The organism is Streptomyces sp. NBRC 110028, from assembly GCF_001417735.1.
GTDB lineage: Bacteria > Actinomycetota > Actinomycetes > Streptomycetales > Streptomycetaceae > Streptomyces.
In genome coordinates this window covers 100,897-126,890 of record NZ_BBUZ01000036.1, presented here as the reverse complement: position 1 = coordinate 126,890, position 25,994 = coordinate 100,897, and the positions used below count along the sequence as shown (strand labels likewise).

The following is a 25,994-nucleotide window of genomic DNA, read 5'->3' as shown; positions in this document are numbered from 1 at the left end:
CGTGCGCTACGACCGCGGGCGCCGCTCGGCGCGAAGCTGGAGGTCACCCGTGATGCCGTGGTTCGACCAGGCCCTCCTGGACCTCGGCCGCGCCTACGTCCGCCACGCGCCCTGGAGCGCCGGGAAGCGGGCCCTGGTCGAGCGGCACCTGAACACCGCCCTGCGGGACCGCCCCCTGCGCCGTCTGGCCCGCACCCGCTTCGGCGCCACCTTCGCCGTCGACACCCAGGACCTCATCCAGCGGTACCTGTACCTCTTCGGCGTCTGGGAACCCCATATGACGCGCTGGCTCCGGCGCAGGCTGAGGCCGGGCGACGGGTTCGTGGACGTCGGCGCCAACATCGGCTACTACAGCGTCCTCGCCTCACACCTGGTCGGGCCCGGCGGCACGGTGGTGGCGGTCGAGGCCTCGCCGACGTTCCACCAGCTGCTCCTGCGGCACGCCCGCCGCAACGGCTCCACCAACATCCGCGCCCTCAACGCCGCCGTGTCCGACCGCGAGGAGCTGCTGACGTTCATCCTCGCCAGCTCGCGCAACATGGGCGCCAACAGCATCGTCCCCTACGACGGCCCGGCCGAGTCCACCTTCGACATCGCGGCCCGCCCGCTGCCCGACCTGCTCACCGAGGAGGAGATCGCCCGGGCCAGGGTCATCAAGATCGACGTCGAGGGCGCGGAAGGCGCTGTCGTCCGGGGCCTGGTCCCGATGCTCGGCCGGCTCCGGCCGGACGCGGAGCTGACGATCGAGGTCACCCCGGAGCGGATGGCCGACCTGGGGGAATCCGTCGAAGAGCTGCTGGAAGCCCTGGCGTCCCACGGCTTCCACACCTACCGCCTGGCCAACGACTACGCGGCGGGCAGCTACCCGGCCGCCCTGCGGCGCGCTCCTCAGGTGCCGGTGCGCTGGCGGGGCCCCGTCACGGCCGAGAGCGACCTGGTCTTCTCCCGGACCGACGCCGAAACGCTGCCCTGACCGCGGCCGGGTTCAGCCCGCCTCGTACCGCCAGCCGTCCATCGCCGCCAGGACGCGGGCGCGCGCCTCGACCACCGCGAAGCGTGCCTCGCGCTCGGTCGCGTCGGCGTGGGCGGCGTGGCTGGTGACCTGGCCGGGCCACTTGCGGTACAGCAGTCCGGTCTCGGCGGTGAACCAGCCGCGGCTGACCGCGCTGAGGGCCATCAGCAGCCCGGTGTCCTCGGACGCGGGCAGGGCCATCCAGCCGCCGAGGGCCAGGAGCAGGTCGCGGCGCACGCACAGGGTCGCCGGGTGGACCGGGGCGCGGTAGCCGTGGGTCTTCCAGTGGCCGAGGACGGCGCCGCGCGCGATCGGGCCCTGCGGCGGATCGCCCTCGAAGCCGACGGTGGAGCCGTCGGGCAGCAGGTCCAGGGCGCGCGAGGTGGCCCAGCCCAGCTCCGGGTTCCCGCCCAGTGCGCGCAGGTCGCGGGCGAGGGCGCCGGGGGTGAGCATGTCGTCGGCGTCCAGCACCTTGACGTAACTCCCCTCGGCACGGGAGAGCCCCATCGTGCGGGCCATGGCGGCCCGCCCGGCCCGGCCCTGGCCGAAACTGATCCGTGGGTCGGCGGGGACGTGGGGGCGTACGGCGTCGGTCTCGCCGTCCTCCTGGACGACCCACTGCCACTCCCAGCCGTCCGGCAGCTCCTGCTCGCACAACGAGCCGTACGCGTCCGGCAGATGCCCGGCGGCGGGGGCGTGGACCGCGGTGATGACCGTGATGGTGTTCGGCATGGTCACCACCTTCTCAGGGGCGTGGTGAAGACCAGCTCCGTACGGTCACCGGGCAGCCGCACATCCGAGACCTCGACGACCCGGCCGCCGGTGTCGACGCAGATCTTCCGGATGAGCAGCAGCGAAACGCCCCGGTCGAGGCCGAGCGCCCCGGCCTCTTCCGCCGTGGGCGGCCGGGCCGTGACCCGTTCCTCGACCCGGTCCAGCTCGACGCCGATCGTGGAGAGCTGGTGCTGCGTGCCCCCGGGCCAGGGCTCGTTGGCGGCGTCGAGCAGATCCGGGTTGGCGGCCACGACGCCGTGCACGAGATAGGAGTGCACCAGGGCGAAGGGGGCGTCCTCCGCGCGGCACCTGGTGCGGTAGATCCGCTCCAGCAGCCGCGCGCCCACCGGCACCCCGAAGACCGCCGCCAGATCCTCATCCGCCGTCGCCTCGCGGTACTCGGCGTGGAAGGCGAGATCGGTCACCCGCAGCCCGGTGTCGTGCTCCGTGGCCCCGGTGCTCAGCCGCTCGGCCCGCGGCCGCCGTACCCGGTCCTTCTCCCACTGGTGCCGGTCGTTGCCCCGCTCGACGCGATGGCGCGGGGCGCGGGCCCCGGGCCGCAGCGCGTCGGCGATCTGCTCGTACCTGGGCATCTTCTCAGCGTAATGACAACGGCCCCCGGCCGCGTTTCCGCGGCTCGGGGGCCGTTTTCCCAGCGTGGCGGCGCCAGGATTCGAACCTGGGTAGGCTAAGCCGACGGATTTACAGTCCGCTCCCATTGGCCACTCGGGCACACCGCCTGGGATGTGTGACCAGGTGCCCTGCGCCGCTTTCGCGGTGCCGCTCCCTGGCAACGACGTAAACAATACCTGATGCCGGGGGGTGGTCCGCCACCCGGTTGATCGCCTCTGGATCATGGCCGGGATGGCTAGGCTGGCGCTTACGGTCCGCTGGGCCGTGCCACTGACGGATCTACGTACGAGGAGCCAACTCACGATGGCCGACTCCAGTTTCGACATCGTCTCGAAGGTCGAGCGGCAGGAGGTCGACAACGCGCTCAACCAGGCGAGCCGCGAGATCTCCCAGCGCTACGACTTCAAGAACGTCGGGGCCTCGATCGACTGGTCGGGCGAGCGGATCGAGATGCGCGCGAACTCCGAGGAGCGGGTGAAGGCGATCCTCGACGTCTTCCAGTCCAAGCTCGTCAAGCGCGGGATCTCGCTGAAGGCGCTGGACGCGGGCGAGCCGCAGGCGTCCGGCAAGGAGTACAAGATCTTCGCCTCCCTGCAGGAAGGCATCTCGCAGGACAACGCGAAGAAGGTCGCCAAGATCATCCGCGATGAGGGCCCGAAGGGTGTCAAGGCACAGGTGCAGGGCGAGGAGCTGCGGGTCACCTCCAAGAGCCGCGACGATCTGCAGTCCGTGATCGCGCTGCTGAAGGGGAAGGACCTGGACTTCGCGATCCAGTTCGTCAACTACCGGTAGCTCGCGCGCCGGGTTACGGCACGCCGGGGCCTTGCGGGCCCCGGCGTTCGTGTGTGGCGGCACCATCCCCGCCGGCGGGGGCCGCCGTCAGCCGGTCGCCCCGGCTCTCGGCGATCCGCAGGGCGTCACGGAGGGCTTCCGTCAGCCGGTGCGCCAGGTAGCGGAGTTCCCCGGCATGCGCCCCGCGGTCGCCAGTAGGCGCAGGCCGGTCATCGCGTTCTTCCTGTCGTGGGAACTGGTGCGGCCATCCTTGAGCGCCGGCTCGTAGCCGCGGGAGTCGCCGAGCGTTGACTACGCTGAGGAGTCAACGGTCCACGCAGGGAGTTCCGCCATGGGCGATTTCGGATCGCGCGTTCGTGCTCTGCTCGCCGAGCGGGGCTTGTCCATACGCGCCACGGCCCGTGCGCTCAACTACGACCCCGCCTACCTCTCGCGCGTGATCAACGGCAGACAGCAGCCGTCGAAGGCGCTGGCGGCGGGCCTGGACGGCCTGCTGGAGGCCGAGGGGGCGCTGGTCTCGCTCAGGGCGCCCGAGGTACGCCCGCCGGAGCCGGGCGCCGAGCGGCCCACCGGCGTCGACGGAGACATCGCGCACATGCGTGCCTCCGTCGCCCACCTGCTGGCGCACGACAACCGGTACGGCGGTGGGGTGATGGCACCGGCGGCCGTACAGGTGTGGCGGGCGGAGCAGCGGAAGCTGGACCGGGGCGCCGTTCCCGAGCGGGCGCGGGCCGGGTACCTGTCGGCCGTCGCCGAGCTCGCCGAGATCGCGGGCTGGCTGCTGTTCGACTCCGGGCGGTGGGACGCCTCGCGGACGGCGTTCCTGGAGTCCCACCTGCTCGCCCGGCAGGCCGGGGACAGGACCATGGAGTGGTTCGCCCTGGACATGCTCGCGATGCACGACGTACAGACCGGCCGCGCGGGCGAGGCGCTGCGGATCGCCGACGAGCTGCTGACCAGGCCCCACGTCCCGCCCCGTATCGCGCTGCTCGCACGCGTGCGCCGGGGCAGGGCGCTCGCCCAAGTGGGCGACCACCGGCGGGCGCTGACCGAACTGGAGGGCGCCAGGGCCGGGCTGGAGGACTCGATCAGCCCCCGGGACCCGGCGTGGGCGTGGTGGGTGAACGACAGCGAGATCACCGGCCACGAGGGCGAGGCGCTCCTTGCCGCCGGTGAGGCCAGGACCGCGATCCCCAAGATGCGGCGCGCCCTCGAACTGGCCTCGGCGCCCTTCCCGGAGGGCCGGGGGACGCTCTACTACAGCGTCGCCCTGCTGTCGGCGTACGCGGCCGCCCACGCGTGGCGGGAGGGCGAGGCCACGCTGGTCTCGATCAACGCCCTGCTGGAGACGGTCACCTCCGTGCGCAGCCGCGACAGACTGCACACCACGCTACGGGTGATGGCCCACCGGCCGCACGTGCCCCCGTCGCTCCTGGACCTCATGAGGCATACCGCGAAGGCGAGCTGACCCGCCGGTGATCAGCGGGCGGCGAAGGGGCGGTCCGTCGGGACGATGTCGTGGCCGAGGGGGGTGAGGGAGATCGGGATCAGCTTGAAGTTGGCGACGCCCAGCGGGATACCGATGATCGTGACGCACAGCAGGACGCCGGTGACGATGTGGCCGAGGGCGAGCCACCAGCCCGCGAGGATGAGCCACAGCACGTTGCCCACGCAGGAGGCGGCGCCCGCGTCGCGGCGGGGGACGGCCGTGCGGCCGAAGGGCCACAGGGCGAACCCGGCGATGCGGAACGAGGCGATCCCGAAGGGGATGCCGATGATGGTGACGCACAGCAGCAGACCGGCGAGCACATAGCCGCACGCCATCCAGAAGCCGCTGAGCACGAGCCAGATGATATTCAGAATGGTTCTCATGGTTGCTCCCCCGCCATCTTTTCGAGTCGTGCGATCCGCTCCCGCATGGGCGGGTGGGTGGAGAAGAGCTTCGCCATTCCGTCCCCGGCCCGGAACGGGTTGGCGATCATCATATGGCTGGCGGTCTCCAGCCGGGGTTCCGGGGGCAGCGGCAGCGCCTGCGTGCCCGCTTCGAGCTTGCGCAGGGCGCTGGCGAGGGCCAGGGGGTCGCCGGTGAGCTGGGCGCCGGACGCGTCCGCCTCGTACTCGCGGGAGCGGCTGACGGCGAGCTGGATGATGGCGGCCGCGAGCGGGCCGAGGAACATGATCAGCAGCATCCCGATGATCCCGGGGCCCTCGTCGTCGTCGGACCGGCCGACCGGGATCAGCCAGGCGAAGTTGACCAGGAACACCACCACGCTGGCCAGCGCGCCCGCGATGGAGGAGATGAGGATGTCGCGGTTGTAGACGTGACTCAGCTCATGGCCGATGACCCCCCGCAGCTCCCGCTCGTCGAGCAGCCGCAGGATGCCGTCGGTGCAGCAGACCGCGGCCCTGCGCGGGTTGCGGCCGGTCGCGAAGGCGTTGGGCGCCTCGGTCGGGGAGATGTAGAGCCGCGGCATGGGCTGCCGGGCGGCGGTCGACAGCTCGCGCACCATCCGGTAGAGCCCGGGCGCCTCGAACTCGCTGACGGGACGCGCCCGCATGGCCCGCAGGGCGAGCTTGTCGCTGTTCCAGTAGGCGTACGCGTTCGTCCCCAGGGCGACGAAGACCGCGATGATCAGCCCCATCCGGCCGAAGAAGCTGCCGATGACGATGATGAGCGCGGACAGTCCCCCGAGGAGTACGGCGGTCTTCAGCCCGTTGTGCCGGCGGTGCACGGTACGCCCTCCCAATGATGCCCAGGGGGACCCTTGACTGGTGTCTCCACCTTTCAGTGGACCGTCCCTGAACTGGTCAACGCCGGGTGAGGGTCACTAGTTCCCTTGTGCACCCATGTGCACCGTGAGCGGGCCGCTACAGCAGGGCGCCGGAGGCGAACCGCAGGACGAGCTGGGGGGCGCCGGAGAGGGCGACGCCGAGGACGGCGGCGAGGCCGATGGCGGCTGTCAGGGGGGCGGTGGCCGGCACCGGGGTGACGGTCGCCGCGCCCGCGGGTTCCGGTGCGCGGAAGAGGACGGCCGTCCACTGGAGGTAGTAGTAGAGGGCGATCACCACGTTCAGCGCCATCACGACGGCCAGCCAGCCGAGGCCCGCGTGGACGGCCGTGGAGAAGACGGTCACCTTGGCGAAGAGCCCGATGATGCCCGGCGGCAGCCCGGCCAGGCACAGCAGGAAGAAGCCGAGCGCGAGGGCGGCGGCCGGGCGGGCCGCGTACAGGCCGCGGTAGTCGGTGATGCGGCCGGTGGCGTGCGTACGGGCGACGAGGGCGACGACCGCGAAGGCGCCGAGGTTCACGGCCGCGTACATCAGCGCGTAGGCGACGGTGGAGCCGATGGCCTGGGACGCGTCGCCGGCGGAGCCCGCGTATCCGGCGGCGGCGATCGGGACCAGCAGATAGCCCGCCTGGCCGACGGAGGACCAGGCCAGCAGGCGGACGGCGCTGTGCGCGCGCTCGGGGCGCTGGCGCAGCGCGGCGACGTTGCCCGCGGTCATGGTGAGCGCGGCGAGGACGGCGATGGCCGGGCCCCACACGTCGTCGTAGGACGGGAAGGCGAGGAGGGTCACCAGGATGAGGCCGGAGAAGCCGACCGCCTTGCCGACCACGGAGAGGTAGGCGGCCACCGGGATCGGCGCGCCGACGTAGGTGTCCGGGACCCAGAAGTGGAAGGGCACGGCGGCGGTCTTGAAGGCGAAGCCGACCAGGGTGAGGACGACGCCGGTCTGGGCGAGCGTGTCGAGCCGGGGGTCGACATGGGTGAGGCCGTCGGCGATCCGGGACAGGTGCAGGCTGCCGGTGGTGGCGTAGACGAAGCTGACGCCGAGCAGCATGACGGCGGTCGCGGTGACCGAGGAGAGGAAGAACTTCAGCGCGGCCTCGGAGGAGAGCCGGCTCTCCCGGCGCAGTCCGACGAGCGCGAAGGCGGGGAGGGAGGCCACCTCCAGGGCGACGACGAGGGTCGCGAGGTCCCGGGAGGCGGGCAGCAGGGCCGCGCCGGAGGCGGACGACAGCAGCAGGAACCAGAACTCGCCCGCGGGGAGCCGCAGGTCCTGGATGCCGCTGACGGACAGCAGCGCGGTGAGCAGCGCCCCGCCGAGCACCAGGAGCTGGATGACGAGGGTGAACGCGTCGGCCGTGTAGCTGCACGCCTCGGCGCCGCCGGAGCCGACGCAGAAGGTGGAGCGGTCCGCGTGGAGCAGGGGCAGCAGGCTGAGCCCGGCGAGGAGAAGGCCCGTGATCGCCAGCCATCCCAGGAGGGGCTTCCTGCGCTCGGGCAGGAAGAGGTCGGCGACGAGGACGACGAGTCCGGCCACGGCGGCGATGGTGGGCGGGGCGACGGCGGACCAGTCGACGGACTGGACGAGGTCCGCGGCGAGACCAGAGGCGATCGGTGTCATCGGTTGCCTCCCGCGAGGAGCTGCTGCACGGCCGGGTCGGTGAGGCCGAGGAGGGCCGCGGGCCACAGTCCGGCGAGGACGGTGAGGGCCACCAGGGGGCTCCAGGCGGCGAATTCGTAGCCGTGGACGTCGGCCAGGGCGGGCCGGGCGGCGCCGTGTTCGGCCCCGGGTTCCACGGGGTGGTCGCCCATGCAGACGCGCCGTACGACGATGAGCATGTAGGCGGCGGTCAGCAGGGTGCCGAAGGCGGCGAGCGCCATATAGGTGAGGTACGCCGGGCGGCTGAGCCCGTGGGCGGGTTCGAAGGCGCCGAACATGGCGAGCATCTCGCCCCAGAACCCGGCGAGTCCGGGCAGTCCCAGGGAGGCGACGGCGCCGAAGGCGAGCAGCCCGCCGAGGCGGGGCGCCCTGCCGTAGAGGGCGGCGCCGCCGGCGCCCGAGAGCTGGTCCAGGTCGGTGGTGCCGGAGCGGTCCTTGAGCGCGCCGACGAGGAAGAAGAGCAGGCCGGTGATGAGGCCGTGGGCGATGTTGGCGAACAGCGCGCCGTTCACCCCGGTGGGGGTGAGGGTGGCGATGCCGAGCAGCACGAAGCCCATGTGGCCGACGGAGGAGTAGGCGATGAGCCGCTTGAGGTCGCCGCCCGCTCCGGAGCGTGCCAACGCCAGGCAGGCGAGGGATCCGTAGATGATGCCGACGACGGCGAACGCGGCCAGGTAGGGCGCGTAGGTGTGGGCGCCCTCGGGGACCATCGGCAGCACGATGCGGACCAGTCCGTACGTGCCCATCTTCAGCAGGACGCCCGCGAGGAGGACCGAGCCGACGGTGGGCGCGGCGGTGTGGGCGTCCGGCAGCCAGCTGTGCAGCGGCCACATCGGGGCCTTGACGGCGAGTCCGGCGATGATGGCGAGGGCCGCGATGAGCTGGGTGGTGTGGCTGAGCCCGGAGCCGTTGTCGGTGGCGAGTGCCACCATGTCGAAAGTGCCGCCCTTGACCCCGACGAGGAGGAGGCCGAGCAGCATGATGACGGAGCCGAGCAGCGTGTAGAGGATGAACCGCCAGGCGGCGCGCTCCCGTTCGGCGCCTCCCCACCGGTTGATGAGGAAGTACATCGGGATGAGCGTCATCTCGAACGCCAGGAAGAACAGCATCAGGTCCAGGACCGCGAAGCTGGCCAGGGTGCCGCCCTCCAGGAGCAGCAGCAGCGAGACGAACCCCTTCGGCGAGGGGGTCGAGCCCCCGGCGGGCACCTTGGAGTAGCTGTACAGCGCGCAGAGGAACGTCAGCAGCGCGGTCAGCACGAGCAGGGGCAGCGAGACGCCGTCGACGCCGAGGTGGATCCGGATGTCCAGCGCCGGGATCCAGCTGATGTCGGTCTGGGCCTGCATCGCGCCCGGGCGGCCGTGGTCGAAGCCGACGGCGAGCGCGACGGCGGCGGCGAGCACGGCGCCGGTGACGGTGACGCCGTGGCGCAGCACGGCCTGGTCCGGGTCGCGGCCCTTCAGGCCGGGCGGGGCCGGGAGCAGGGCGGCGACGGAGCCGAGCAGGGGGAGCACGACGACGGCCGCGAGGAGGTATTGCAGGACGGTGTGGTTCACGGGTCAGGCTCCCGCTGCGACGAGGACGGCGGCCACGGCCAGGACGAGGGAGCCCGCGAGCAGCGCGCCGAGGTAGGTCTGCACATTGCCGTTCTGGGCGCGGCGGACGGCCGCGCCGAGCAGGCGGGGGGCACCGGCCGCGCCGCGTACGTACGTCTCGACGACCTCGCGGTCGAGGAAGCGGACGAGGCCGGCGGCGGCGCGCACGGGGCGGACGAACAGGGCGCCGTAGACGGCGTCGAGGTGGAAACCGGCTGCCGCGTGGCGGTGGAGGGGGCCGAGGAGGAGGCGGCCGGGATCGGCGGGGTCGGCGGCCCCGGCGATGGATCCGTAGGCGGCCTCGTGGGTGGCGATGGCCTCGGCCTCGGAGACGGCGTCGGCGGCGTCCGGGTGGGCGGCCACGGCGCCGAGCGGTACGCGGGCGGCCCGCGCCGAGGTGTGCCGCCACGCGGCGTACATGACGAGCACGCCGATGAGGGCGGCTCCGGTGCCGAGGACGGAGGTGGTGAGGGTGGGGGTGAGGGTCTCGCCGTCGAACCAGTCGGGGAGGGTGCGGTAGGACAGCCCGAGGGCGAGGGTGGGCACGAAGAGCACCCACAGGACGATGTTCAGCGTGATCGGCTGCTTGCCGTGGTCGGGGGCCTGTTCGCCCTTGCCCCGGAAGGCCAGCAGCCACAGGCGGCCCGCGTACGCGGCGGTCAGCAGCGCGGTGAGCAGCCCGGCGGTGAGCACGGTCCAGCCGACGCCCGCCGGTACGGCGGAGGTGTGGCCGGTGGCGGCGTGCTCGGCGGCGCCGAGGACGGCTTCCTTGGAGAAGAAGCCCGCGAACGGCGGGATGGCGGCGAGCGCGAGCAGCGCGACCGTGGTGGTCCAGTAGGCGTCGGGGATGCGCCCCGCGAGGCCGCTCATCCGCGACATGGCGGCCAGCGAGTTCGTCCCAGCCGCGTGGATGATCACGCCGGCGCCGAGGAAGAGCAGCGCCTTGAACGCGCCGTGGGCGATGAGGTGGAAGACGGCCGCGCCGCGGTCGTTCACGGCCAGCGCGCCGGTCATGTAGCCGAGCTGGCCGACGGTCGAGTAGGCGAGGACGCGTTTGATGTCGTCCTGGGCGAGCGCGGCGAGCGCCGAGCCGACCATGGTGATCGCGGCCATGGCGGCGAGGACGGCGAGCGCGGCGGCGGAGGACGCGAAGACGGGCAGCAGCCGGGCGATGAAGTAGACACCGGCGGCGACCATGGTGGCGGCGTGGATCAGCGCGGACACCGGGGTGGGGCCCGCCATCGCGTCCGGCAGCCAGGTGTGCAGCGGGAACTGGGCCGACTTGCCCGCGACCCCGGCCAGCAGCAGCAGCGCGATCAGGGTCGGGTGGTCCAGCGGGATGCCGGAGGTGGTGGCGGTGAGCCGGGCGTAGATCTCGCTGATGCGGAACGTGCCGGTGTCCCCGGCGAGCGCGAAGACGCCGATCAGGAACGGGACGTCGCCGAGCTTGGTGACGAGGAACGCCTTGAGCGAGGCGGACCGGGCGGCCGCGGTCTCCCAGTAGTGGCCGACCAGGAAGTACGAGCAGATGCCCATGATCTCCCAGCCGACGAGCAGCACGATCAGGTCGTCGGAATAGACGACGAGGAGCATCGCGGCGGTGAAGAGGGAGACGAGGGCGGCGTAGGACGGGTAGCGGGGGTCGTCCCGCAGGTAGCCGGTCGAGTAGACCTGCACGCAGCACGCGACGACGCCGACGAGGACCGCGACCAGGGCGGCGAACCCGTCGATGTGCAGCGCCAGGTCGATCGGGACCGAGCCAGTGTCGGCGAGCCGGGTGGCGAGGGTCAGCGGCGCCTTCCCGGCGCCTTCGCCGCCGCCCTGCCGTACGGCGACGAGGACGGCGAGCACGGTCGCGGCGAGGGTGGGCAGGATGGCGAGGGGCCGTACGAAGCCGGGGGCGCGGCGGCCGAGAAGGAGTCCCGCGGCGGCACCGAGGAAGGGCAGGAGCGGGACGAGAACGGCGGCGGTCGTGGTCGTCACGCGGTCTGCCTCCGGGCGGGAGATGCCTCGGCGTCGGGGCCGTTGTCGGGGCCGTTGTCAGTGGCGGCTGCCATGCTGTCGTCGCTGTGGTTCATGGGCGCCTGGCCTCTCGGCGGGGGGTCGGCCAGGTCCCGGAGCCGGTCGACGTCGGAGGTGCCCCGGTTGCGGTACACGAGCAGGACGATGGCGAGACCGATGCCGATCTCGGCGGCGGCGATGGCGATGGTGAACAGGGTGAGCGCCTGGCCCGCGTGCAGGGTGTCGCGGAGCCAGACGTCGAAGGCGACGAGGTTGAGGTTGACGGCGTTGAGCATCAGCTCGACGGACATCAGCACCAGGATCGCGTTGCGGCGGGCCAGCACGCCGTACAGACCGGTGCAGAAGAGGAGGACCGCGAGCACGGCGGGGTAGGCGAGGTGCATCAGCGCTTCTCCTCAGCCTTCTTGCGGGACAGCACGATCGCGCCGACGAGCGCGGCGAGCAGCAGCACCGACAGCGCCTCGAACGGCAGCACCCAGTAACGGAACAGGCTTGTCCCGGAGACCGCGGTGGAGCCCTGCACGCCCTTGTCCAGATCGATCCAGGTGGCCCGGAAGGCGTCCACGACCACCCACACCAGCGCGGCGGCCGAGGCGACGGCCACGGCGAGGGCGGCGGGCCGGTTGCCCGAATCGGCGTCCGGGGAGCGGCCGATGGGCGCCTTGGTCAGCATGAGCCCGAAGAGGAGGAGGACGACGACGGAGCCGACGTAGATCAGCACCTGCACCCAGGCGATGAACTCCGCGGTGAGCAGCAGGTACTCCACGGCGAGCCCGCCGAGCGCCACCACCAGCCACAGCGCGGCGTGCACCAGCTGCTTGGTGGTGACGGTGACGACGGCCGCGGCGAACGTCGCGATGCCCACCAGGAGGAAGGCGATCTCGACGCCGGTGGGCGACAGGAACCCGTGGCCGCCGGCGGCCAGGTGGACCGCGGTGCTCACGAGGCGCCCCCGTTCTGCCCGTCGGGCTCGGCCGCCTTCGCCGCTTCGGCCGCTTCGGCCGCCTTCGCCGCTTCGGCCGCGGCGGCCTTCTCGGCGGCCTTGCGGGCGGCGGCGATCTCCTTCGGCTCCTCGGCGGCCGGGTCGAGCGCGGGCGGCGCGGGCACCGTCCACATCCATTCGCGGAGCTTGTCCCGCTCATGGGTGAGGTCGCGGATGTCCTCCTCCGCGTACTCGAACTCCGGCGACCAGAACAGCGCGTCGAAAGGACACACCTCGATGCAGATACCGCAGTACATGCACAGGGCGAAGTCGATGGCGAACCGATCCAGCACATTGCGGCTGCGCTCGCGTCCGCCCGGCGCCGCCGGGGGCACCGTCTCCTTGTGCGAGTCGATGTAGATGCACCAGTCCGGGCACTCGCGCGCGCACAGCATGCAGACCGTGCAGTTCTCCTCGAACAGCCCGATCACCCCACGGGTGCGGGGCGGCAGTTCGGGCTGGGCCTGCGGATACTGCGCGGTGTGCGCCCTGCGGGTCATCGTGCGCAGGGTGACGGCGAGGCCCTTGGCCAGGCCGGAACCGGGAATACCCATCAGGAGATCACCACCTTGACGACGCCGGTGAGGGCGATCTGGGCGAGAGAAAGCGGAATGAGGCAGGTCCAGGCGAGCTTCTGCAACTGGTCCTCGCGCAGCCGCGGATAGCTCACCCGCAGCCAGATCACGACGAAGGCGAGGACGGCCGTCTTGAGCAGCGTCCACACCCAGCCGATGTCGCCTTCGAGCGGACCGTGCCAGCCGCCGAGGAACAGGACGGTGGTCAGACCGCAGAGGATCACGATGCCCGCGTACTCGGCGAGCAGGAAGAGCGCGAAGCGCAGCCCGGTGTACTCGGTGTACGCGCCGAAGATGATCTCGGAGTCGGCCACCGGGGCGTCGAACGGCGGGCGTTGCAGCTCGGCCAGCCCGGCGGTGAAGAACACCAACCCGCCGACGATCTGCCACGGCACCCACCACCACTGGAACGCGTCGAGGATGCCGGGCAGCGACACCGTGCCCGCGGCCATCGCCACGGACGCGGCGGTGAGCAGCATCGGCAGCTCGTACGCCATGAGCTGGGCGGCCGTCCGCAAGCCGCCGAGCAGGGAGAACTTATTGGCCGACGCCCAGCCCGCCATCAGCGAGCCCAGCACGCCGACGCCCATCACCGCGAGCACGAAGAAGATGCCCGCGTCGATGGCCTGCCCGACCGCGCCGTCCGGGCCGATCGGGATCGCGACCAGGACCAGCAGATACGGCAGCAGCGCGACGGCGGGCGCGAGTTGGAAGATCCGCCGGTCGGCCCCGGCCGGAACCACGTCCTCCTTCTGCGCGAACTTCACGCCGTCCGCGACCAGCTGGGCCCACCCGTGGAAGCCACCCGCGTACATCGGCCCGAGGCGGCCCTGCATATGGGCCATGACCTTGTGCTCGGTCTGACCGACCAGCAGCGGGAGGACCAGGAACGCGACGAGGAGGACGAGCAGTCGCAGCGCGACGTCGAGGACGTCGTTCACGCGGTGCCTCCCGGGGGGCCGTCGGGGTGGGTCGTCTCGTCGTGGCTCGGACCACCGGGTTCGGCGGCACGGTCGGGTTCCGTGCGGCCGGGTTCGGCGGGGCCGGGTCGCGCGGTGTCGGGTTCGTCGGTTCCCGGTCGCGCGGTGTCGGGTTGGCCGGTCTCGGGTTCGGCGGCTCCGGGCTCGCCGGTTTCGGCAGCGCCGCGTTTCGCTTCGGCCGGTTGTTCCGGGGCGCCCGGTTTCACGGCTTCCGCGTCCGGGCCGTCCTGCCGCGCGGCGTCGTCATACGCCGGGCGCGCGTGGTGCCACGGGGCGTCGGACGCGCGGGGCCGCCGCGCCGGGCGCTCGGCCTCCGTGGCGGGGGCCGCCGCGTCGGGCGTCGTCGCGTCGGGCGTCGTCGCGCCGGGCGTCGTCGCGCCGGACCGCGCGTCGGCGGACGGCTCCTGCCGGCCGGCCGGGCCCTCGCTCGCACCGCGGGTGCGCCTCGCCGGGCGACCGGCCGCCGGGGGCGCGGTCTCCGCCGGGGTTTCCGCACCGGTCTCCGCCGGTGCCGAGCCCGAGGCGTCGAGCGTGGCCGCGCTGTCGCGCTCGGGTGCCGGGGCCTCGCCCGCGCCGCCCGTACGGCGCGCGGGGCGCTCGGCCGCCGGCGCGTCCGGCGTCGGCGCCGCGTCGGCGGCCGCCGCGGCCTGCTGGCTCGCCGAGCCCGCCGACGCGCTGCGCGTCCGCCGCGCCGGGCGCTCGGCCGGGGCCGCGCCCGCGGCCTTCGGCTCTGCGGCCTCGCCGGACTGGGACGCCGAACCGGCCGACGCACTGCGCGCGCGGCGGACCGGGCGGTCGCCCGCCGCGCGGGCGCCGCGGGCCGGGCGGGCGGGGGCGGGCGGGAGCTGGCCCTTGAGCGGGCCCCATTCGTTGGGGTCGGGCACGCCCGGGGGGAGCATCTGGCGCCGCTTGGGGCCGCCGTGGTCGGACTCCCCCGGCTCCTTCGCGCCCGGCCAGGCCTTGGCGACCCGGGCCGCCAGCACGAAGTCCTTGCGCAGCGGGTGGCCCTCGAAGTTGTCGGGCAGCAGCAGCGGCGCGAGGCCGGGGTGGCCGTCGAAGCCGATCCCGAACATCTCGTGGGTCTCGCGCTCGTGCCAGGCCGCTCCCGCGTAGACGCCCACGGCGGTGGGCAGGGTGGCCGCGTCGTGCGGGACGGTGGTGCGGACCAGCAGCCGGCGTATGGCGGCGCCCGGGGCGAGCGCGACGACGTGCGCGGCCACCCGGAAGCCCTCGCCGGGCTCGTCCACCGCGCTCAGCCAGTCGAAGTAGGTGCAGCGGAGGGTGTCGCGGGCGGTCTCCAGCGCCGTCGTCCAGGACTCGGCGGGCACGTCGACGGTGAGCAGGCCGTACGCCTCCTCGGCCGTGGCGCCCGCGCCGAACAGTTCGGCGGCGGGACGCGGCAGCCAGCCCACCACGTCCGGCTCGGCGGCCTCGTTCGGCTCGGTCATGGCGTGTCCTCCCCGGCCGCCGGGGGCGTGACCAGGCCGCTGCGCAGCGCGGCCGTGGACGGGCGGCCGCCCGTCGCGTACCGCTCCCCCAGCGACTCGCGGGCGATCTTCTCCTGGAGCTTGAGGATGCCCTGGAGCAGCGCCTCGGGCCGGGGCGGGCAGCCGGGGACGTACACATCGACCGGGATGATCTGGTCGACGCCCTTGGTCACGGCGTACGAGTCCCAGTAGGGCCCGCCGCAGTTCGAGCAGGCGCCGAAGGAGATCACGTACTTCGGTTCCGGCATCTGCTCGTAGAGACGCTTGACCGCGGGCGCCATCTTGTCGGTGACGGTGCCGGAGACGACCATCAGGTCGGCCTGGCGCGGTCCGGGCGCGAAGGGGATCACGCCGAGCCGGATGAAGTCGTGGCGGGCCATCGAGGCGGCGATGAACTCGATGGCGCAGCAGGCGAGCCCGAAGTTGAAGACCCACAGGCTGTAGCGGCGGCCCCAGTTCAGGACCACCTTCATCGGTTCGGGCGCCAGCCGGGCGAGCGGGCCGAGGCGGCGCGGCTCCGGGAGATCCACGGGAGCCTGCGCGGGGGTCGGTGTCACGTCCATTCCAGGACGCCCTTCTTCCATGCGTACAGCAGACCTACGGCGAGGAACCCGAGGAAGATGAACATCTCCACCAGGGTGGCGGCGCCGAAACCGGGCGCGGCGAAGACCGTCGCCCACGGGAACAGGAAGATCGAATCCACCGCGAAAATCACGTACAAGAAAGCGTAGACGTAGTAGCGGACCTGGGTGTGTGCCCAGCTCTCGCCCACGGGGTCCACACCGCACTCGTATGTCAGCAGCTTCTCGGGCGTCGGCACCACCGGTCGCAGCAGCCGCCCGGCCCCGAAGGCCACGGCCACGAACATCACCCCGACCGCCGCGACCAGGCCCACCACCGTATAGGCGTGGAAGTAGTCGGCCGCGAGCGGGACGCCACTGGCCGCGCGCACGGTCGTCGCCTCCGGCACGTCCGCCCCTCGCTCCCTGTCCTGCCTGCTGCTCGTCGACCTCGTGTGTCCGACGATCCGTACGCACGGGAGTCTAGGCCCTACCGGCGGTGGGGCGATCCGCCCGTCCGGCATGCGGAGCCCGGGACGGGTGGGGTTAGCCCTACTCGGGCCCGGCGACGCACCCCATGGCGCCGCCTGCCGGGGCGCGGCAGTCTGTGGTGCCATGACCACCAGTTCCCCCGACGGCTCCCCCGACGGCTCCCCCCGCGAGGGCGGCGAGCGGCTGCCGCGCCCGCCCGCCTTCGCGTATCCCGCGCAGAAGTGGAAGGAGATCGCCCATCTCCTGATCAATCTGCCGATGGGCATCTTCGGCTTCGTCTACGCCCTGCTGTGGCTGACCGTGGGCGTGGGCATGGCGGTCACGATCGGGGGGCTGCCGGTGCTGGCCATGGGGCTGCTGGGCAGCCGGGCGTTCGCCCGGTTCGAGCGGCGCCGCGCCCGTGGGCTGCTGGCGCTCCACGTGGACGAGCCCAGCCGGATGCCGGGCGGGATCGACGACGGCTTCTTCAGCTGGCTGTGGCGGAGCCTGCGGGATCCGGTGGGCTGGCGGGCCACGCTTTACGCCGCCATCCGGCTGCCGTGGGGCATCCTGACCTTCGCGCTGACGCTGACCTCGTTGTTCGTCGCCTGGCCGGTGCTGCCCTGGATCGCCCGGGCGCTGACCAACGTGGACCGGGTGATGGTGCGCGGGCTGCTGTCGCCGTCGGACGAGCTGGAGCGGCGCGTGGCGGAGCTGGAGTCGGACCGGGGGACGGTGGTCGACACCGCCGCCGCCGACCTGCGCCGCATCGAACGCGACCTCCACGACGGAGCACAGGCCCGCCTCGTCGCCCTCGCCATGGACCTCGGCCTCGCCAAGGAAAAACTCGACGAAGACCCCCGAGCAGCCGCCCGCATGGTCGACGAAGCCCACGGCGAAGTGAAACTCGCCCTCCAAGAACTCCGCGACCTCGCCCGCGGCATCCACCCCGCCATCCTCACCGACCGCGGACTCGGACCCGCCCTCTCCGCACTCGCCGCCCGCTGCACCGTCCCCGTCACCGTCACCACCGACCTCCCCCAACGCCCCGCACCCGCCATCGAAGGCATCGCCTACTTCACCGTCTCCGAACTCCTCCAGAACATCAGCAAACACAGCGCCGCCAGGACCGCGTCGGTCGCGCTGTCCCGGTCGGGCGGCAGGCTGCTGATCCGGGTGCGGGACGACGGGCGCGGCGGCGCGTCGCCGGACGGCGGCAGCGGGCTGGCGGGCCTCGCGGAACGGCTCGGCTCGGTGGACGGCCGGTTCCGGGTGGACTCCCCACCCGGCGGCCCGACCTCGGTGGACGCCGAGCTGCCGTGGCGCGACCGCGACGGTACGAGCCGTACGGGCGGAGTCCCCCGCCACACGGCGGCGGCCCGCCGGACGCCGTAAGCCGTAGACCGTAGGCCGTACCGAAAGGGGTGGGGCCAGCCCCCGGATGAAGACACCGACCCGCTTCATGGCCCGGGCGGGCGGTGCCGGGGACGCTGGAGGACGACGACAGCGGGCAAGCCGGGCCCGGCTTCGGCTTCGGCTTCGGCTTCGGGAGGATGGACGACGAGATGGCCACCGCATACGGACCGTACGGGCCGGGGAGCGAACCCCGGCACCGCCTGGTGCCACCGGCGCTGCGCGCGCCGTTCGAGGCCCGCGTCTGGCGCGAGTTCCTGTACCTGGTGATCAGCTTGCCGGTGTCGATCCTGACCTTCACGTACGCGGTCGTCATGCTCTCCCTCGGCGCGGGGCTCCTGATCACCTTCCTCGGCGTTCCGGTGCTCGGCGCCGCCCTGGCGGGCTGCCGGGGCATCGGGGTCGTGGAGCGGGCCCGCGCCCGTGCGCTGCTGGGTCTTGAGGTGGCCGAGCCGGAGCCGGTCCGCGCGCCCGGCGGCAAGCGGGGGCCGGTGTCGTGGGTGGGCGCGCTGCTCAAGAGCGGCACCTCGTGGCGGCATGTGCTGTACGCGCTGCTGCACCTGCCGTGGGCGATCTTCGCCTTCGTCTTCGCGACGGTGTTCGCCTGCTACGGCTGGGGCTTCGCGACGTATCCGCTGTGGCGGTGGGTCTTCCCCGCCTACATCGATCAGCCGGGTCTGGAGCTGGTCGGGGACGACGGCCGGGACCGCCACTTCTACCTCGACACCCCGTTCGAGATCGCCGCGTCCTGTGTCCTCGGGGTGCTGGTCCTGCTGGCGACGCCGTGGGTGATGCGGGCGCTGACGTCCGTCGACCGGCTCCTGGTCACCGGGCTGCTGGGCCCGTCCCGGCTGGCGACCCGGGTGCGGGAGCTGGAGTCGGACCGGGGGACGGTGGTCGACACCGCCGCCGCCGACCTGCGCCGCATCGAACGCGACCTCCACGACGGAGCACAGGCCCGCCTCGTCGCCCTCGCCATGGACCTCGGCCTCGCCAAGGAAAAACTCGACGAAGACCCCCGAGCAGCCGCCCGCATGGTCGACGAAGCCCACGGCGAAGTGAAACTCGCCCTCCAAGAACTCCGCGACCTCGCCCGCGGCATCCACCCCGCCATCCTCACCGACCGCGGACTCGGACCCGCCCTCTCCGCACTCGCCGCCCGCTGCACCGTCCCCGTCACCGTCACCACCGACCTCCCCCAACGCCCCGCACCCGCCATCGAAGGCATCGCCTACTTCACCGTCTCCGAACTCCTCCAGAACATCAGCAAACACAGCACCGCCCGCAGGGCCGACGTCGACGTGTGGCGCGCCGACGGCCGGGTGATGCTGCGGGTCGCCGACGACGGGCGGGGCGGGGCCACCGTCTCGGCCCGGGGCAGCGGTCTCGCGGGGCTCGCGGAGCGTGTCGAGGCGGTCGACGGGATACTGATCGTCCACTCCCCGCCCGGCGGGCCGACCTCGGTGACCGTGGAGCTGCCCTGGCGCTGACGGCCGCCCGCACGGCGGGGGGCGCGATATGCGCGGCGGAGCGGTACGAACCCTGGAATGCTGGCCCCGACTGTGCGACAAAGCGACTGGGGGCCGGGCATCGTGGTGGAGGACAGAGTGCGGGTGGTCATCGCCGAGGATTCGGTGCTGCTGCGGGAGGGCCTGACCCGGCTGCTGACCGATCGCGGCCATGAGGTCGTCGCGGGGGTGGGCGACGCGGAGGCGCTGATCAAGGCGGTCCGCGAGCTGGCCGACGAGGACGCGCTGCCGGATGTGGTGGTCGCGGACGTACGGATGCCGCCCACCCACACCGACGAGGGGGTGCGGGCCGCGATCCAGCTGCGCCGTGACCATGCGGGGATCGGGGTGCTGGTGCTCTCGCAGTACGTGGAGGAGCAGTACGCGACCGAGCTGCTGGCCGGGAGCAGCCGCGGCATCGGCTATCTGCTCAAGGACCGGGTGGCCGACGTGCGCGAGTTCGTGGACGCGGTGGTGCGGGTGGCCCGCGGGGGGACGGCGCTGGATCCGGAGGTCGTCGCGCAGTTGCTGGGCCGCAGCCGTCAGCAGGATGTGCTGGCCGGGCTCACCCCGCGGGAGCGGGAGGTCCTGGGCCTGATGGCGGAGGGCCGGACGAACGGGGCGATCGCCCGGCAGCTGGTGGTGAGCGACGGGGCGGTGGAGAAGCACGTCAGCAACATCTTCCTGAAGCTGGGCCTGTCGCCGAGTGACGGAGATCACCGCCGGGTGCTCGCGGTGCTCACCTACCTCAACTCCTGACGGCCGTGGCCGCGAGGCCAAAGCGGGACCAAAGGCCCAGTGAGCGGATCACCGGATATGACACCACGGAGGGCGGGAAAGTCATATCACATCACGACATCGCGGACACATGGCGCGGAGTCCATCAGGTGGCCCGCCCAAGGAAGGCGAGCCTTACCGACGTACGATGGCCATGGGACAACCGGTCGGCACCGACGGTCCAGGTGCGCGCCGCCTCGAGGGAGGTCCGAAGCAGTGACCAGCCAGGTCAGCAGCCCGGCCGAGCAGGCCGAACCAGCCGATCAGCAAGGCGAGCGAGGGCTCGCCGGGGAACGGGGTACACCGGACGGCGGCAAGGAGGTCCGCCGTCTGGATCGCGTCATCATCCGATTCGCGGGTGACTCGGGTGACGGTATGCAGCTCACCGGAGACCGGTTCACCTCGGAGACGGCGTCGTTCGGGAACGACCTGTCGACCCTGCCGAACTTCCCGGCGGAGATCCGCGCCCCCGCCGGAACCCTGCCCGGCGTGTCGAGCTTCCAGCTCCACTTCGCCGATCACGACATCCTCACCCCCGGCGACGCGCCGGACGTCCTGGTGGCGATGAACCCGGCCGCGCTCAAGGCCAACCTGGGCGATGTGCCGCGCGGCGCCGACATCATCGTCAACACCGACGAGTTCACCAAGCGCCCGATGGCGAAGGTCGGCTACGACCGCAGCCCGCTCGAGGACGGCTCGCTGGACGCGTACCAGGTCCACCCGGTGCCGCTGACGACGCTGACCATCGAGGCCCTGAAGGAGTTCGGGCTGTCGAGGAAGGAGGCGGAGCGCAGCAAGAACATGTTCGCGCTCGGCCTGCTGTCGTGGATGTACCACCGGCCCACGGAGAACACCGAGACGTTCCTGCGCCAGAAGTTCGCCAAGAAGCCGCAGATCGCCGAGGCGAACGTGGCCGCCTTCCGGGCCGGGTGGAACTTCGGCGAGACGACCGAGGACTTCGCGGTCTCGTATGAGGTGGCGCCCGCCGCCACTGCCTTCCCTCCGGGTACGTACCGGAACATCTCCGGCAACCTGGCGCTGTCGTACGGGCTGATCGCCGCCTCCCAGCAGGCGGACCTGCCGCTCTTCCTGGGCTCGTACCCGATCACCCCGGCCTCCGACATCCTGCACGAGCTGAGCCGCCACAAGAACTTCGGCGTGCGCACCTTCCAGGCGGAGGACGAGATCGCGGGCATCGGCGCGGCGCTGGGCGCCGCGTTCGGCGGGGCGCTCGCGGTGACCACCACCTCCGGGCCCGGAGTGGCGCTGAAGTCGGAGACCATCGGGCTCGCGGTCAGCCTGGAGCTGCCGCTGCTGGTGATCGACATCCAGCGCGGCGGCCCGTCCACGGGGCTGCCGACCAAGACCGAGCAGGCGGATCTGCTGCAGGCGATGTACGGGCGCAACGGTGAGGCGCCGGTGCCGATCGTGGCGCCGAAGACCCCCGCCGACTGCTTCGACGCCACTCTGGACGCGGCGCGGATCGCGCTCACCTACCGCACCCCGGTCTTCGTGCTGTCCGACGGCTACCTGGCCAACGGGTCGGAGCCGTGGCGGGTGCCGGAGGTCGACGGCCTGCCGGACCTGCGGGTCCAGTTCGCGACCGGCCCCAACCACACCACCGCCGACGGCACCGAGGTCTTCTGGCCGTACAAGCGCGACCCGCTGACCCTGGCCCGCCCCTGGGCCGTGCCCGGCACCCCGGGGCTCGAACACCGCATCGGCGGCATCGAGAAGCAGGACGGCTCCGGCAACATCTCCTACGACCCGGCCAACCACGACCACATGGTCCGCGTCCGGCAGGCCAAGGTGGACGGCATCGAGGTCGAGGAGCTGGCGGTGGACGACCCCACCGGCGACGCCCGCACCCTGGTGCTGGGCTGGGGCTCGACGTACGGGCCGATCACCGCCGCGGTGCGCCGGGTGCGCCGCGCGGGCGACCGGATCGCCCAGGCCCATCTGCGCCACCTCAACCCCTTCCCGGCCAACCTCGGCGAGGTGCTGGCCCGCTACGACAAGGTCGTCGTGCCCGAGATGAACCTCGGCCAGCTCGCCACCCTCATCCGTGCCAAGTACCTCGTCGACGCCCGCTCCTTCACCCAGGTGCGGGGGCTGCCGTTCAAGGCCGAGCAGTTGGCGTCGGTCCTCAAGGAGGCCATCGATGACTGAGACCCTCTCGCAGCCGCCCCTCGCCCTGACCGAGGCGCTGTCCCTGGTGCCCAAGGCCGAGGGCAAGCAGTCCATGAAGGACTTCAAGTCCGACCAGGAGGTGCGCTGGTGCCCGGGCTGCGGTGACTACGCGATCCTCGCCGCCGTCCAGGGCTTCATGCCCGAGCTGGGGCTGGCGAAGGAGAACATCGTCTTCGTCTCCGGCATCGGCTGCTCCTCCCGCTTCCCGTACTACATGAACACCTACGGGATGCACTCGATCCACGGCCGCGCCCCCGCCATCGCCACCGGCCTCGCGGCCGCCAGACGCGATCTGTCGGTGTGGGTGGTCACCGGTGACGGCGACGCGCTGTCCATCGGCGGCAACCACCTCATCCACGCGCTGCGCCGCAATGTGAACCTGAAGATCCTGCTGTTCAACAACCGCATCTACGGCCTCACCAAGGGCCAGTACAGCCCGACCTCCGAGGTCGGCAAGATCACCAAGTCCACCCCGATGGGCTCCCTGGACGCCCCGTTCAACCCCATCTCGCTGGCGCTCGGCGCCGAGGCGGGCTTCGTCGCCCGCACCGTGGACTCCGACCGCAAGCACCTCACCCAGGTGCTGCGCGAGGCCGCCGCCCACCCGGGCACCGCGCTGGTGGAGATCTACCAGAACTGCAACATCTTCAACGACGGCGCCTTCGACGCGCTCAAGGACAAGGAGCAGGCCGAGGAGGCCGTGATCCGGCTGGAGCACGGCCGGCCGATCCGCTTCGGCACCCCCGGCGAGGACGGCCTGGGTACCAAGGGCGTCGTACGGAACCAGGCCACCGGCGATCTGGAGGTCGTCGCGGTCACCGCCGGGAACGAGGACCGGATCCTGGTCCACGACGCCCATTCGGCCTCCCCCACCACCGCGTTCGCGCTGTCCCGGCTGGCCCACCCGGACACCCTGCACCACACCCCCATCGGGGTGCTGCGGGACGTCCAGCGGCCGGTCTACGACGACCAGATGTCGAGCCAGATCGACGCCGCCGTCGAGCGCAAGGGCAAGGGCGACCTCGGCGCGCTGCTCGCGGGGAACGACACCTGGACGGTCGTCGGCTGAGCCGTACGGCCCTCTCCCACCACGACGCGGCCAGGCCGGGGTCTACGCACCCGGCCTGGCCGCGTCGTATGCCTCCCGGGCCGCCAGCACCCGCGGAGTGTGCTCCTCCGCCCAGACCGACAGCGCCCACACCTGGCGCGCCGCCTCCCGGCCCAGACCGGTCAGCGAGTAGTCCACACGCGGCGGGATGACGGGGTGCGCCTCGCGGTGGACGAAGCCGTCGCGCTCCAGGGTCTGGAGCGTCTGGGCGAGCATCTTCTCGCTCACCCCGCCGATCGTGCGCCGCAGCTCGCTGAAGCGGTGGGTGCCGTCCAGCAGGACGGCGAGGACCAGCACACCCCACCGGCTGGTCATGTGCTCCAGGATCAGCCGCGAGGGGCAGGCCGCGGGGCCGCCTTCGGCCCCGGTCCACAGACGCACCCGCTCGGCGTTCTCACTTACTCCCATGCCAGTACCTTACGTCAAAGTGGGTACTTTCGAATGGTTAGCGCTGCGCCTAGGGTGGAGAGCACATCGGACGCACGAGACCCCACGCGATCAGAAGAGAGATTCCCCCATGAGCATCGTCGTCACCGGAGCCACCGGGCAGCTCGGCCGCCTCGTCATCGAGGGTCTGCTGGAGAAGGTTCCGGCCGACCGGATCACCGCGGTCGTACGCGACGCCGACAAGGCCGCCCCGCTCGCCGCCCGCGGCGTCACCCTGAAGGTCGCCGACTACAGCCGCCCCGAGACGCTGCGCGGCGTCTTCGCCGCGGGCGACAAGGTGCTGCTGATCTCCGGCAGCGAGGTCGGGCAGCGCGTCCCGCAGCACCGGGCCGTCATCGACGCCGCCAAGGAGGCCGGGGTCGCGCTGCTCGCGTACACCAGCGTGCTGGGCGGCCCGGCCGCCGACTTCACCCTCGCCGACGAGCACCACGCCACCGAGCGGGCCCTCACCGAGTCCGGTCTGCCGTACGTCCTGCTGCGCAACGGCTGGTACAACGAGAACTACACCGAGCGGCTGGCCCCCGTGCTGGAGCACGGCGCCGTCGTCGCCGCCGCGGGCGAGGGCCGGGTCGCCTCCGCGTCGCGCGCCGACTACGCGGCGGCCGCCGTCGCCGTCCTCACCGGCGAGGGCCACGAGAACGCCACGTACGAGCTGTCCGGCGACACCGCCTGGAGCTTCGCCGAGTACGCCGCCGAGATCGCCCGGCAGACCGGCAAGGAGATCGTCTACCGCGCCGTCTCCGAGGAGGAGGTCCGGGGGATCCTCACCGGCGCGGGCCTGCCCGAGCCGCTGGCCGCCATCCTGGCCGACGTCGACACGGCGATCGGGCGCGGGCGCCTGGCCGCCACCCCCGGCGACCTGGCCCGGCTGATCGGCCGCCCGACCACGCCGATCGCGGACTCCGTCGCGGTGGCGCTCAAGGGCTGACCCGGTCCGTCCTGCCTCGTCCTCCACAGGTAAGCAACGCCCTCCGCATGACCGCTCATCGTCATGTGGAGGCGTTGTGTCAATTCAGGCTGCCTTCAGATGCGCGACCTCGCGTGCCCGTTCGGCGAGGATGCGCACAACCGGCAGCGACCCATACGGCTTGAGGCCGGCAGCTCGCCGAGCAACTCGCCGCCGCCGACTGGCTACGCTCCCCCGCCTGGCGGGCGGCCGTCGAGGCCGTCCCCCGGCACCGACGGCCACGAAATCGACTGGACCGACCCGAAGCCCATCAGCAACGCGCACCCGACTTCGTCCTCGACGCTTCCCGCCCTGGTCGTGCGGATGCTGGAAGACCTACAGGTCGAGGACGACCACACCGTGACCGAGTACGGAACGGGCACGGGCTACTCGACCGCGCTCATGTGTCACCGGCTCGGCGCCGAGCGCGTGCCCTCCGTCGAGACCGACGCACATGTCGCCGCACGCGCGCGCGAGGCGCTGACCCGTTGCGGCTACCGGCCCCGCCTGCACGTCGGCGACGGCCTGACCGGTGCCCCGGGCTCCTCGCAGGCGCACCGCACCATCGCCACGATGGGCGTGCGAAGCATCCCCCCGGCGTGGATCGAGCAGACCCGCCCCGGGGGACTGATCGTCGCCACACTGCGCGGCTGGATGCGCTCCCTCGGGCTCGTCCGGCTGACCGTCACGGACGAGAGCACCGCGAGCGGCCGGTTCCTCTCCAACGACCCAAGTTTCATGATCGCTCGACAGCAGGACGCGCCGGAAAGCCTCGGCATGCTCCCCGTACCCGACGAGGGCACCACTCGCGACACCCCGCACGGCCCCAAGCTGCTGACCATGCCCGACAGCGGGTTCGTAGCTCAGCTCGCCCTGCCGAACGCGCGCTACTTCTCCATGCCCGCCGACGACGGCACCGTGAGCACCTACGTACTCGACGCCACGAACGACGCGTTCGCCGTTCTCACACCCGACGGCGAAGGGTGGACCGTGCGGCAGGGCGGCCCGGCGCTGCTGTGGGACGACGTCGAGCAGGCGCTCGCCCTGTGGCACGCCGCCGGCTCCCCCGCCCCGACTGAGTTCGGGGTCTCCGTCACCCCGGACGCCCAACGTGTCCGGCTCGGCACCCCCGAGGGCCCAGGTTGGCTCCTCCCGGCGTGACGACGGGCTGTCCCACGGCCCGGCAGCCGGGCAGCCCGCCTGTCATGCCCGTATTGCGGATACGGGCATGACAGGCACGCCGCCCGGCGCTACCGTCGGACGGGCCCCGTCA

The 25,994-nt window shown here is 72.4% G+C and carries 25 protein-coding genes and 1 tRNA gene; 10 read left to right on the top strand and 16 right to left on the bottom strand.

Annotated features, from left to right (window positions below):
- Positions 1–52: 52 nt before the first annotated feature.
- A complete protein-coding gene (locus ASC60_RS28925) occupies positions 53–973 on the top strand; it encodes an FkbM family methyltransferase (protein ID WP_055556043.1) in 921 nt (306 codons plus the stop codon).
- A 12-nt stretch (positions 974–985) separates the two neighbouring features.
- On the opposite strand, the gene ASC60_RS28920 is transcribed toward ASC60_RS28925, so the two are convergent.
- From ASC60_RS28920 to ASC60_RS28910, 3 genes are all read right to left on the bottom strand, one after another.
- The gene (locus ASC60_RS28920; RefSeq protein WP_055556041.1) at positions 986–1,744 is read right to left on the bottom strand and encodes a glycosyltransferase; all 759 of its coding nucleotides are present in this window, start codon (positions 1,742–1,744) and stop codon (positions 986–988) included.
- 2 nt (positions 1,745–1,746) lie between these two features.
- A complete protein-coding gene (locus tag ASC60_RS28915; RefSeq protein WP_055556039.1) occupies positions 1,747–2,379 on the bottom strand; it encodes a UTRA domain-containing protein in 633 nt (210 codons plus the stop codon).
- Positions 2,380–2,444: 65 nt separating this feature from the next.
- Positions 2,445–2,526 (bottom strand) — tRNA-Tyr (locus tag ASC60_RS28910).
- A 196-nt stretch (positions 2,527–2,722) separates the two neighbouring features.
- Here ASC60_RS28910 and ASC60_RS28905 point away from each other — a divergent pair.
- The gene (locus ASC60_RS28905; RefSeq protein ID WP_055556037.1) at positions 2,723–3,211 is read left to right on the top strand and encodes a YajQ family cyclic di-GMP-binding protein; all 489 of its coding nucleotides are present in this window, start codon (positions 2,723–2,725) and stop codon (positions 3,209–3,211) included.
- A gap of 331 nt (positions 3,212–3,542) precedes the next feature.
- Positions 3,543–4,679, top strand: a complete 1,137-nt coding sequence (locus tag ASC60_RS28895) for a helix-turn-helix transcriptional regulator (protein WP_055556034.1) — start codon at positions 3,543–3,545, stop codon at positions 4,677–4,679.
- An 11-nt stretch (positions 4,680–4,690) separates the two neighbouring features.
- Here the strand turns inward: ASC60_RS28895 and ASC60_RS28890 are convergent, their stop codons facing one another.
- The 12 genes from ASC60_RS28890 to ASC60_RS28835 all read right to left on the bottom strand — a co-directional run bounded on the left by ASC60_RS28890 (position 4,691) and on the right by ASC60_RS28835 (position 16,271).
- Complete coding sequence (locus ASC60_RS28890; protein WP_055556032.1) at positions 4,691–5,083, bottom strand: YccF domain-containing protein; 393 nt, start codon at positions 5,081–5,083, stop codon at positions 4,691–4,693.
- Positions 5,080–5,943, bottom strand: a complete 864-nt coding sequence (htpX, locus tag ASC60_RS28885) for a zinc metalloprotease HtpX (protein ID WP_055556030.1) — start codon at positions 5,941–5,943, stop codon at positions 5,080–5,082. Before htpX ends, ASC60_RS28890 begins: the two co-directional genes overlap by 4 nt.
- A 136-nt stretch (positions 5,944–6,079) precedes the next feature.
- Positions 6,080–7,621 carry an NADH-quinone oxidoreductase subunit N gene (locus ASC60_RS28880; RefSeq protein ID WP_055556027.1) on the bottom strand — a complete coding sequence of 514 codons (1,542 nt, stop codon included), beginning with the start codon at positions 7,619–7,621 and terminating at the stop codon, positions 6,080–6,082.
- A complete protein-coding gene (locus tag ASC60_RS28875) occupies positions 7,618–9,216 on the bottom strand; it encodes a NuoM family protein (protein WP_055556026.1) in 1,599 nt (532 codons plus the stop codon). The genes ASC60_RS28880 and ASC60_RS28875 overlap by 4 nt, the downstream gene beginning before the upstream one ends.
- Before the next feature lie 3 nt (positions 9,217–9,219).
- Positions 9,220–11,238 (bottom strand): NADH-quinone oxidoreductase subunit L, encoded by a 2,019-nt coding sequence (locus ASC60_RS28870; protein WP_055556024.1) that lies wholly within the window; start codon positions 11,236–11,238, stop codon positions 9,220–9,222.
- Complete coding sequence (nuoK, locus tag ASC60_RS28865) at positions 11,235–11,660, bottom strand: NADH-quinone oxidoreductase subunit NuoK (RefSeq protein WP_055556021.1); 426 nt, start codon at positions 11,658–11,660, stop codon at positions 11,235–11,237. The genes ASC60_RS28870 and nuoK overlap by 4 nt, the downstream gene beginning before the upstream one ends.
- Positions 11,660–12,220: an NADH-quinone oxidoreductase subunit J gene (locus ASC60_RS28860; RefSeq protein ID WP_055556019.1), complete on the bottom strand. Its 561-nt coding sequence runs from the start codon at positions 12,218–12,220 to the stop codon at positions 11,660–11,662. Before ASC60_RS28860 ends, nuoK begins: the two co-directional genes overlap by 1 nt.
- A complete protein-coding gene (locus tag ASC60_RS28855; RefSeq protein ID WP_055556017.1) occupies positions 12,217–12,813 on the bottom strand; it encodes an NADH-quinone oxidoreductase subunit I in 597 nt (198 codons plus the stop codon). The genes ASC60_RS28860 and ASC60_RS28855 overlap by 4 nt, the downstream gene beginning before the upstream one ends.
- The gene (locus tag ASC60_RS28850) at positions 12,813–13,775 is read right to left on the bottom strand and encodes a complex I subunit 1 family protein (protein ID WP_055556015.1); all 963 of its coding nucleotides are present in this window, start codon (positions 13,773–13,775) and stop codon (positions 12,813–12,815) included. Before ASC60_RS28850 ends, ASC60_RS28855 begins: the two co-directional genes overlap by 1 nt.
- Positions 13,772–15,262, bottom strand: coding sequence for an NADH-quinone oxidoreductase subunit C (locus tag ASC60_RS28845; protein WP_055556013.1), 1,491 nt, complete (start codon positions 15,260–15,262; stop codon positions 13,772–13,774). The genes ASC60_RS28850 and ASC60_RS28845 overlap by 4 nt, the downstream gene beginning before the upstream one ends.
- Positions 15,259–15,864, bottom strand: coding sequence for an NADH-quinone oxidoreductase subunit B (locus ASC60_RS28840; protein WP_055556011.1), 606 nt, complete (start codon positions 15,862–15,864; stop codon positions 15,259–15,261). The genes ASC60_RS28845 and ASC60_RS28840 overlap by 4 nt, the downstream gene beginning before the upstream one ends.
- On the bottom strand, positions 15,855–16,271 hold the full coding sequence (locus ASC60_RS28835) for an NADH-quinone oxidoreductase subunit A (protein ID WP_055556009.1): 417 nt from the start codon (positions 16,269–16,271) through the stop codon (positions 15,855–15,857). Before ASC60_RS28835 ends, ASC60_RS28840 begins: the two co-directional genes overlap by 10 nt.
- A 205-nt stretch (positions 16,272–16,476) precedes the next feature.
- On the opposite strand from ASC60_RS28835, the gene ASC60_RS28830 reads away from it, so the two are divergent.
- The 5 genes from ASC60_RS28830 (at position 16,477) to ASC60_RS28810 (ending at position 23,289) form a co-directional block, all read left to right on the top strand.
- Positions 16,477–17,727, top strand: a complete 1,251-nt coding sequence (locus ASC60_RS28830; protein WP_055556007.1) for a sensor histidine kinase — start codon at positions 16,477–16,479, stop codon at positions 17,725–17,727.
- A gap of 170 nt (positions 17,728–17,897) precedes the next feature.
- A complete protein-coding gene (locus tag ASC60_RS28825) occupies positions 17,898–19,235 on the top strand; it encodes a sensor histidine kinase (protein ID WP_055556179.1) in 1,338 nt (445 codons plus the stop codon).
- 105 nt (positions 19,236–19,340) lie between these two features.
- Positions 19,341–20,012 (top strand): response regulator transcription factor, encoded by a 672-nt coding sequence (locus tag ASC60_RS28820; protein ID WP_304956824.1) that lies wholly within the window; start codon positions 19,341–19,343, stop codon positions 20,010–20,012.
- A gap of 234 nt (positions 20,013–20,246) precedes the next feature.
- Positions 20,247–22,199, top strand: a complete 1,953-nt coding sequence (locus ASC60_RS28815; protein WP_055556003.1) for a 2-oxoacid:acceptor oxidoreductase subunit alpha — start codon at positions 20,247–20,249, stop codon at positions 22,197–22,199.
- Positions 22,192–23,289, top strand: a complete 1,098-nt coding sequence (locus tag ASC60_RS28810; RefSeq protein ID WP_055556001.1) for a 2-oxoacid:ferredoxin oxidoreductase subunit beta — start codon at positions 22,192–22,194, stop codon at positions 23,287–23,289. Before ASC60_RS28815 ends, ASC60_RS28810 begins: the two co-directional genes overlap by 8 nt.
- Positions 23,290–23,331: 42 nt before the next feature.
- Here ASC60_RS28810 and ASC60_RS28805 read toward each other — a convergent pair whose 3' ends face one another.
- Entirely contained in the window at positions 23,332–23,643 is a 312-nt protein-coding gene (locus ASC60_RS28805) for a helix-turn-helix domain-containing protein (RefSeq protein WP_234357191.1), read from the bottom strand.
- A gap of 202 nt (positions 23,644–23,845) precedes the next feature.
- Here ASC60_RS28805 and ASC60_RS28800 point away from each other — a divergent pair, with 202 nt between their 5' ends.
- Positions 23,846–24,703 (top strand): SDR family oxidoreductase, encoded by an 858-nt coding sequence (locus ASC60_RS28800; protein ID WP_055555999.1) that lies wholly within the window; start codon positions 23,846–23,848, stop codon positions 24,701–24,703.
- 99 nt (positions 24,704–24,802) lie between these two features.
- Entirely contained in the window at positions 24,803–25,882 is a 1,080-nt protein-coding gene (locus ASC60_RS28795; RefSeq protein WP_234357186.1) for a methyltransferase, read from the top strand.
- The last annotated feature ends 112 nt before the right edge of the window (positions 25,883–25,994 follow it).

What these genes read in the sequence shown, in the direction of transcription:
- ASC60_RS28845 (WP_055556013.1), bottom strand. Translation starts at nt 15,262, where the DNA reads ATGACCGAGCCGAACGAGGCCGCCGAGCCGGACGTGGTGGGCTGGCTG.
- ASC60_RS28800 (WP_055555999.1), top strand. Translation starts at nt 23,846, where the DNA reads ATGAGCATCGTCGTCACCGGAGCCACCGGGCAGCTCGGCCGCCTCGTC.
- ASC60_RS28890 (WP_055556032.1), bottom strand. Translation starts at nt 5,083, where the DNA reads ATGAGAACCATTCTGAATATCATCTGGCTCGTGCTCAGCGGCTTCTGG.
- ASC60_RS28805 (WP_234357191.1), bottom strand. Translation starts at nt 23,643, where the DNA reads ATGACCAGCCGGTGGGGTGTGCTGGTCCTCGCCGTCCTGCTGGACGGC.
- ASC60_RS28840 (WP_055556011.1), bottom strand. Translation starts at nt 15,864, where the DNA reads ATGGACGTGACACCGACCCCCGCGCAGGCTCCCGTGGATCTCCCGGAG.
- ASC60_RS28825 (WP_055556179.1), top strand. Translation starts at nt 17,898, where the DNA reads ATGGCCACCGCATACGGACCGTACGGGCCGGGGAGCGAACCCCGGCAC.
- ASC60_RS28810 (WP_055556001.1), top strand. Translation starts at nt 22,192, where the DNA reads ATGACTGAGACCCTCTCGCAGCCGCCCCTCGCCCTGACCGAGGCGCTG.
- ASC60_RS28925 (WP_055556043.1), top strand. Translation starts at nt 53, where the DNA reads ATGCCGTGGTTCGACCAGGCCCTCCTGGACCTCGGCCGCGCCTACGTC.
- nuoK (WP_055556021.1), bottom strand. Translation starts at nt 11,660, where the DNA reads ATGCACCTCGCCTACCCCGCCGTGCTCGCGGTCCTCCTCTTCTGCACC.
- ASC60_RS28905 (WP_055556037.1), top strand. Translation starts at nt 2,723, where the DNA reads ATGGCCGACTCCAGTTTCGACATCGTCTCGAAGGTCGAGCGGCAGGAG.
- ASC60_RS28920 (WP_055556041.1), bottom strand. Translation starts at nt 1,744, where the DNA reads ATGCCGAACACCATCACGGTCATCACCGCGGTCCACGCCCCCGCCGCC.
- ASC60_RS28895 (WP_055556034.1), top strand. Translation starts at nt 3,543, where the DNA reads ATGGGCGATTTCGGATCGCGCGTTCGTGCTCTGCTCGCCGAGCGGGGC.
- ASC60_RS28915 (WP_055556039.1), bottom strand. Translation starts at nt 2,379, where the DNA reads ATGCCCAGGTACGAGCAGATCGCCGACGCGCTGCGGCCCGGGGCCCGC.
- ASC60_RS28830 (WP_055556007.1), top strand. Translation starts at nt 16,477, where the DNA reads ATGACCACCAGTTCCCCCGACGGCTCCCCCGACGGCTCCCCCCGCGAG.
- ASC60_RS28855 (WP_055556017.1), bottom strand. Translation starts at nt 12,813, where the DNA reads ATGGGTATTCCCGGTTCCGGCCTGGCCAAGGGCCTCGCCGTCACCCTG.
- ASC60_RS28880 (WP_055556027.1), bottom strand. Translation starts at nt 7,621, where the DNA reads ATGACACCGATCGCCTCTGGTCTCGCCGCGGACCTCGTCCAGTCCGTC.
- ASC60_RS28795 (WP_234357186.1), top strand. Translation starts at nt 24,803, where the DNA reads ATGCGCGACCTCGCGTGCCCGTTCGGCGAGGATGCGCACAACCGGCAG.